Source organism: Rhizobacter sp. (assembly GCA_021153565.1).
Lineage (GTDB): Bacteria > Pseudomonadota > Gammaproteobacteria > Burkholderiales > Burkholderiaceae_C > Albitalea.
On sequence record JAJKJU010000295.1, the window covers coordinates 1 to 5,713 of the forward strand.

The window sequence follows — 5,713 nt, forward strand, 5'->3', positions numbered from 1 at the left end:
ATTTCGAACGTGTCCGAGCAGCACGTCAAAAGGCGCCTGATCTAGGCGCAAAGCGCAGCCATAGCTTGGCTACGGCGAGCATTTGCAACGACGAGCAGGGGGCTTTTGGCGTGATGAGCGGGCATGATCGAAATACTCTCAGCCTCTGAGTACCCGACGAAGGCGAAGTCGTCACCTGGAGAGCAGCGCCATGACGTCAGCAGGCACATTGGATTGATTGGCGACCATCAAGGGCGTCACCCCATCGTTGTCTGGGCAGTTGATTTCGGCTCCGGCCTGGACGAGGCCCTTGACGGCGTTCCACCGTCCTTCCATCGCGGCCTGCATCATGTGCGTTCTCCCGTTTTCGTCAGGGGCATTCAGATGAATCGGATCGGCGCCGCGCTTCAGGAGCACGTCAACCGCCTCGGCATGACCCTCCAAGGCGGCCAACAACAGTGCCGTTTCACCATCGGCCGTGCATTCGTCCACCTCCACGAAAGACTCGAGCGCTTCGAGGACCTTGTGTCTTCCAGTCATGGCGGCGATGTGAAATGCATTCACGCCCCCGGAATTCTTGACATCCGTTCTGGCATTGCAGTTCAGCAGCCTGCGCACTGCCTCGACGTGTCCCATGTTGGCGGCGCGCATCAGGGCGGTCATGTGCCCATGCATCACCTGGTTCACGTCCTTCACGGCCTTTCCAAGCCTTTCGACGCTATCCGGTTCCCCACGGAAGGCCGCGAAATGAAGCGCAGTCCTCCCAAATTGATCCGTCAGAGTGGCGTCTGCGTTGAAGCTCAACAGCGTCTGCACCGCCTCGGCGTACCCAGACTTGGCCGCGAGCATCAGCGCTGTCTCGCCCGCGGCCGTTTGCTCGTCCACACTTTTCACGAAAGGCTTCAGCGCCATCAGGACCTCGTGTTTTCCGTAGTCCGCGGCGATGTGAAATGCGTTTGAACCTCCGGCATTCCTGCAGCCTGCGTCGGCCTTGAGCGTCAACAGCCGGCGCACCGCGTTGGCGTGCCCGTTGCGAGCAGCGATCATCAGCGGGGTTTCGCGATGCCACCCGATCTGGTTCACGTCTTTGACGGCTTTCGCAAGTCTTTCGACGATGTTCGGATCCCCGCGAACGGCCGCCAAATGAAGTGCGTTCGACTTATGCAAATCTAGATTGGCATCGGCATGGTGATCAAGCAACGCCTCCACACAAGGCATCGCGTCAACTTCCACAGCCAACATCAGCGGCGTTTCGCCTGCCGAGTTCCGTTCATTGATGCCCGGTGCCCTGGGTGCCAGTTCTTTCAGCACTTTGTCGCAGCCCCTTCTCGCGCGATATGCAGCACGCTGCTGCCGTCTTTGTCACGCCAGTCGAAGGTCGTTACCGAAGAAGCTACCACGGCTGCAATAGCGTCTTCGCCATCGATCATCAGGTCGACGACACGCTTTTCCTGCACTGGTGATTCATTGCGGGAAAGCTTCTCCTGAGCCTTGAGCAGCAGGAACTTATTGGCATCGGGATTTGATTCGCGGTAGCGCTTGACCGCAAAGTGGACCATGGCGTCCAGCCATTGCGTCGCGTCTTCGAGCAAGCCACCTTCCGGATTGGTGATCAAGTCCCACACACCGGAAGGGTCGAGAAGTCGCAGCTGGTCGCGATCGGTGGTTGAGATCAGCGCGTTCTTGAGCATCCTCCGTGCCCGCTCTTGGGGCAGGCTCAAGCGGTGCAGATCGGCCGGCTGGACGCTCCGATACGTGGCATGCGATTGACCCGGCAGCCGCTCTTTCACGTAATGCGCATCGTCGGTGATGCGCTTGATCTGTCTGCCTGGCTTGCCGTCCGCCGCTGTCTCGCTGGCTTCGGTTTTGAACTTTTCCTTCTCGAGCACGCCGGCTTTCCGGAGGTTGCGCGCGATGGCGCGCATGAGCAAATCCGGCTTGTCGATGACCGTGTAAGGTGCCTCTTCGGTTCCCTTGTTCTCGTCCGCATTGATCAGGACAAGGCACTCGATATCGCCGTATCGACTTTGCAATGCCGCGTCGATCGACTCGTACCTCTGGTAGCAATCCGCCGTCTCCGTTTCGCTGAGCGGCCGGTCGAGATAGTCCTTGAAATGTTCCCGAACGTCGGCCAGGCAGGTTTCGGCCAAATGCCTGACCAGTGCATCGGCCGTGACGGTCTCATTCACGAATCGGGTTGCTTCTTCCAGGTGCGGCTCGAACTCCTCCTTCGGTACGAAGCTGTCCGGACGTTCCGTCAACCCAAGCGTGTGAGCAAAGTAGTTGCGGTAGCCGTTGACGTAGTGGATCTCATTGTTGGAGTAGTTGTAGCGGTGGCCGTGCGTGCGCTGGCAGAACTCCACGATCGCCTGATCGAAAAGGCTTTCCCAAACCTTTTTCGCGTGACCTCTGGGCCCTTGGACGCTCAGCCGAAGGTTGTCCGCGGCGATGATCAGGTTGGAGCAGGCGCCCTCCGAGCAGACATTGAGGCCCGCCGCCAGGTTCCGCACCACGGACTGCCGTTCGGCAAGCGGGATGCGGCTGTCCTCCACGTCGACGCACAAGCTGTCCAGCGAACCTTTGCCAAGGCCATACAGCCGGCCGGCCTGAGTCGAGAAAAACCCCCGAACCCCGCCTTCGACTTTGGCGCCGAAATCGTCGATGGCCTTCGTCGCCGCTTCATTTCGTGACGAATCGCCATTCGAAAGGAGGAAGGTCTTCAGCTTTCCGAGACCCACCCGGTATTGCGTTTTCACTTCCTTTCCCTTGTCGGAGGTTTCGAAGTCGGCCACCGAGGTGCCGTCACTACCCGGGTCGTAGCGGACCGCCTTGTTGGGGGCATAGGGTTGCGGGCAATAGCCGGCGTCGTTGAGCGGTTGCAGGAAGGCCGCAGTGATCTTCATAAAGCTTGGGCAAGAAAGTAGTGAGAAGGATTGAACCTGGGAATCCTTGCACGGTCTGGCGCCAATCCCACACGCATTGGCGAAGGGGGGTCGCAGGAAGCGAAAACCGGCCGTGCGTCGGGGTATGCAGCGGCGCGACTTGCGCCCATCGGCGGCCTTCTCCAAATCCGCCGTGAGCGGCCTGCCGGGCGGGCGTGGCGACGGGCAGCCATCACCACTTTGGCTCATTTTGCCCAACCCCCACCATGCAAAAGTCTTCCATCACGACGATGACCTTGGCGCCCGAGTCATGCAGTTGTGTGGCGGGGCTTGCTGGGGCGCAAGCGGCTGGCGCATCATGATTTGATGGACAACACCTTGGACATTGCCGCGCTGGGGCGGGCGATCGAGGCAGACACGCCTGGTTGCAAGGCCGTTCTGGTGGAGACCCACATCTCCTGGGTGCTGCTGTGCGGCGACTTCGCCTACAAGCTCAAGAAGCCGTTGAAGCTGGACGTGCTCGACTTCTCGACGCCGGAACTTCGCCGCCGTGCCTGCGAGGAGGAGCTGCGGCTGAACAGGCGTTTTGCACCGGGCACGTACCTGGATGTGATGCCCATCTTCGGGACGCCGGCATCGCCCAGCTTCAAACCAGGCTCGGTCCTCATCGACCATGCGGTGTGCATGCGCCGCTTCCCGGACGGTGCGCTGTTCAGCGAGATGCTCGCGGCCGGCGCCTTGACCGTCGCACATGTCGATCACCTTGCCCGGAAGGTGGCTGCCGTCCATGGACAGGCCCCGCGAGCGGACGCCGACAGGTCATTCGGCAGCGCAGAACTTGTCGAGGAGGCAACGGCCACCGTGGTGCGGAACCTGAACCAGCAGTTGGGCAAAGCGGCCATGGCGCCGCTGGTGGATTGGCTGGTCCGGCAGGCCACTGTTCTTCGGCCGACCTGGACGCATCGCCTGCAAAGCGGCATGGTGAGGGAGTGCCACGGCGACCTGCACCTCGGCAATGCGGCCATCATCGATGGAGAACCTTCCGCCTTCGACTGCATCGAGTTCGATCCCGGCCTGCGCTGGATCGACATCATCAGCGACACGGCGTTCATGGTGATGGACCTGCTGGCGCATGGACGACGGGACCTGGCCTACATCTTTCTCAACGCGTGGCTGGAGATTACAGGAGACCATGGTGGCTTGTCGGTGCTGCACTACTACATGGTCTACCGCGCGCTGGTTCGGGCGTGGGTGCAGGGGATGCGCCGGCCGGTCACCGGCACCCGGGAATCAATGCCGAACTACGTGGACACCGCCCGGGCACTGACCGAAACCGGCGATGCGCGCCTGATGATCACCCATGGGCTGTCCGGCTCAGGCAAGAGTTTCGTGTCGGGCGCTTTGCTGGGGCGCTGCGGTGCTATCCGGCTGCGTTCCGACGTGGAGCGCAAGCGCGTGTTCGGGTTGCAGCCTCTGGAGCGCTCCACCTCGCTCGGCGAAGACCGCGTGTATTCGGAACAAGCCACCCGCCGAACTTTCGACACCTTGCGGGACCGCGCCCGCATGGCTCTGGACGCCGGCTACCCGACCATCGTCGATGCAGCCTTCCTCAAGCGCAGCGAGCGCGATGCCATGCGTCGCCTCGCCGCCGAGGCCTCGGTGCCGTTCGTCATCGCGCACTGCCACGCCCAGGAGGCCACGCTGCGCCGACGCATCGCAGCCCGGTTGGCAGGGCCCGGCGATGCCTCTGAAGCCGACGAGCGGGTGCTGCAGATGCAGCTCGCGTTTGCCCAGCCCTTGTCGGCTGACGAAGCTCCAGGCGTCATTGACATCGACACCTCGATCACATTGGATCTCGATGCCATGGATCAGCGTTGGAAAACGTCCCCGGTTCCCACGCCCTGAAGACTGCGTTCAGACCTTGCGTGGCTTGACTCGCGCGCCATCCGCGAGCAACCAGCAGCGTATGCCGATCCCACCGGATTGATGTTTTGTAATCATTCGATTACAGTCGGTTTATGACCTACACGGTGAAACAACTTGAGGAGTTCTCCGACTGGCTCAAAGCCTGAAGGACGGGCTGACACGGCAGCGCCTCATCAAGCGGCTACGCAAGGCCCAGCTTGGCAACTTGGGCGACGTGGAATCTGTAGGCGAAGGCGTTTTCGAGATGCGCGAACATTTCGGGCCAGGCTGGCGCATGTACTACGTACAGCACGGCGAGTTGGTGATCGTGATGCTGGGCGGCGGTGACAAGTCCACCCAGCAGGCCGACATTCGGCAAGCCATTGCGCTGGCGAAATCCTTGGAGGATTGACTATGACTAAGAGAATTGAGGTTTCCGAACTCCCCGAGTTCGATGCGGCCGAATATCTGAACAGTGAAGAGGATGTGGCGGCATACCTGACAACCGTTCTTGAAGAGAACGACCCGGCGCTGCTGGCCGCTGCCATCGGTGACATTGCTCGTGCGCGAGGAATGTCACAGGTTGCGAAGGATTCCGGTATCGCTCGCGAAGCCCTGTACAAAGCTCTTCGACCCGGCAGCGAACCGCGCTTCGAGACGATCAGCCGCGTTTGCGCTGCCCTGGGCGTGCGCCTGGTGGCGCAACCGATGCATCCAGCGCCCTGACGGAATATTCGGCGTTCCGGCTTGGAACCCCGGTCTCCACCTCGACAGGCCGCGGCGCGAAGGCCCAGGCCAGCAGGCCCGCGGCAGCCAGGCCTGCAGCGGCCGGCGTCAAGCCTCAAGTGTCGGCTGCTCGCTTGCTCTCGAAGCGCATTGCGGCGTTGCGCCTCCTCGCCATAGCGACGGCCATGACTCGTCGGCGCGCCTTGCACTGCGCTCCGACA

Annotated in this window: 5 protein-coding genes; 3 read left to right on the forward strand and 2 right to left on the reverse strand. The window is 61.6% G+C overall.

All coding sequences use genetic code 11. The features are described 5' to 3' along the window. Window positions 1-171 precede the first annotated feature (171 nt). Window positions 172-1,290, reverse strand: a complete 1,119-nt coding sequence (locus AC30NL_RS18525; RefSeq protein ID WP_489465462.1) for an ankyrin repeat domain-containing protein — start codon at window positions 1,288-1,290, stop codon at window positions 172-174. Then, entirely contained in the window at window positions 1,284-2,882 is a 1,599-nt protein-coding gene (locus AC30NL_RS18530) for a hypothetical protein (RefSeq protein WP_489465463.1), read from the reverse strand. The genes AC30NL_RS18525 and AC30NL_RS18530 overlap by 7 nt, the downstream gene beginning before the upstream one ends. A gap of 345 nt (window positions 2,883-3,227) precedes the next feature. Between AC30NL_RS18530 and AC30NL_RS18535 the strand changes: the two genes are divergently transcribed. The 3 genes from AC30NL_RS18535 to AC30NL_RS18545 all read left to right on the forward strand — a co-directional run bounded on the left by AC30NL_RS18535 (window position 3,228) and on the right by AC30NL_RS18545 (window position 5,492). Beyond that, window positions 3,228-4,766 (forward strand): bifunctional aminoglycoside phosphotransferase/ATP-binding protein, encoded by a 1,539-nt coding sequence (locus tag AC30NL_RS18535; protein ID WP_489465464.1) that lies wholly within the window; start codon window positions 3,228-3,230, stop codon window positions 4,764-4,766. Between the two features lie 193 nt (window positions 4,767-4,959). Then, window positions 4,960-5,178 carry a type II toxin-antitoxin system RelE/ParE family toxin gene (locus AC30NL_RS18540; protein ID WP_489465466.1) on the forward strand — a complete coding sequence of 73 codons (219 nt, stop codon included), beginning with the start codon at window positions 4,960-4,962 and terminating at the stop codon, window positions 5,176-5,178. A gap of 2 nt (window positions 5,179-5,180) precedes the next feature. Next, the gene (locus AC30NL_RS18545; protein ID WP_489465465.1) at window positions 5,181-5,492 is read left to right on the forward strand and encodes an addiction module antidote protein; all 312 of its coding nucleotides are present in this window, start codon (window positions 5,181-5,183) and stop codon (window positions 5,490-5,492) included. Window positions 5,493-5,713 lie beyond the last annotated feature (221 nt).

What these genes read in the sequence shown, in the direction of transcription:
- AC30NL_RS18530 (WP_489465463.1), bottom strand. Translation starts at nt 2,882, where the DNA reads ATGAAGATCACTGCGGCCTTCCTGCAACCGCTCAACGACGCCGGCTAT.
- AC30NL_RS18535 (WP_489465464.1), top strand. Translation starts at nt 3,228, where the DNA reads ATGGACAACACCTTGGACATTGCCGCGCTGGGGCGGGCGATCGAGGCA.
- AC30NL_RS18545 (WP_489465465.1), top strand. Translation starts at nt 5,181, where the DNA reads ATGACTAAGAGAATTGAGGTTTCCGAACTCCCCGAGTTCGATGCGGCC.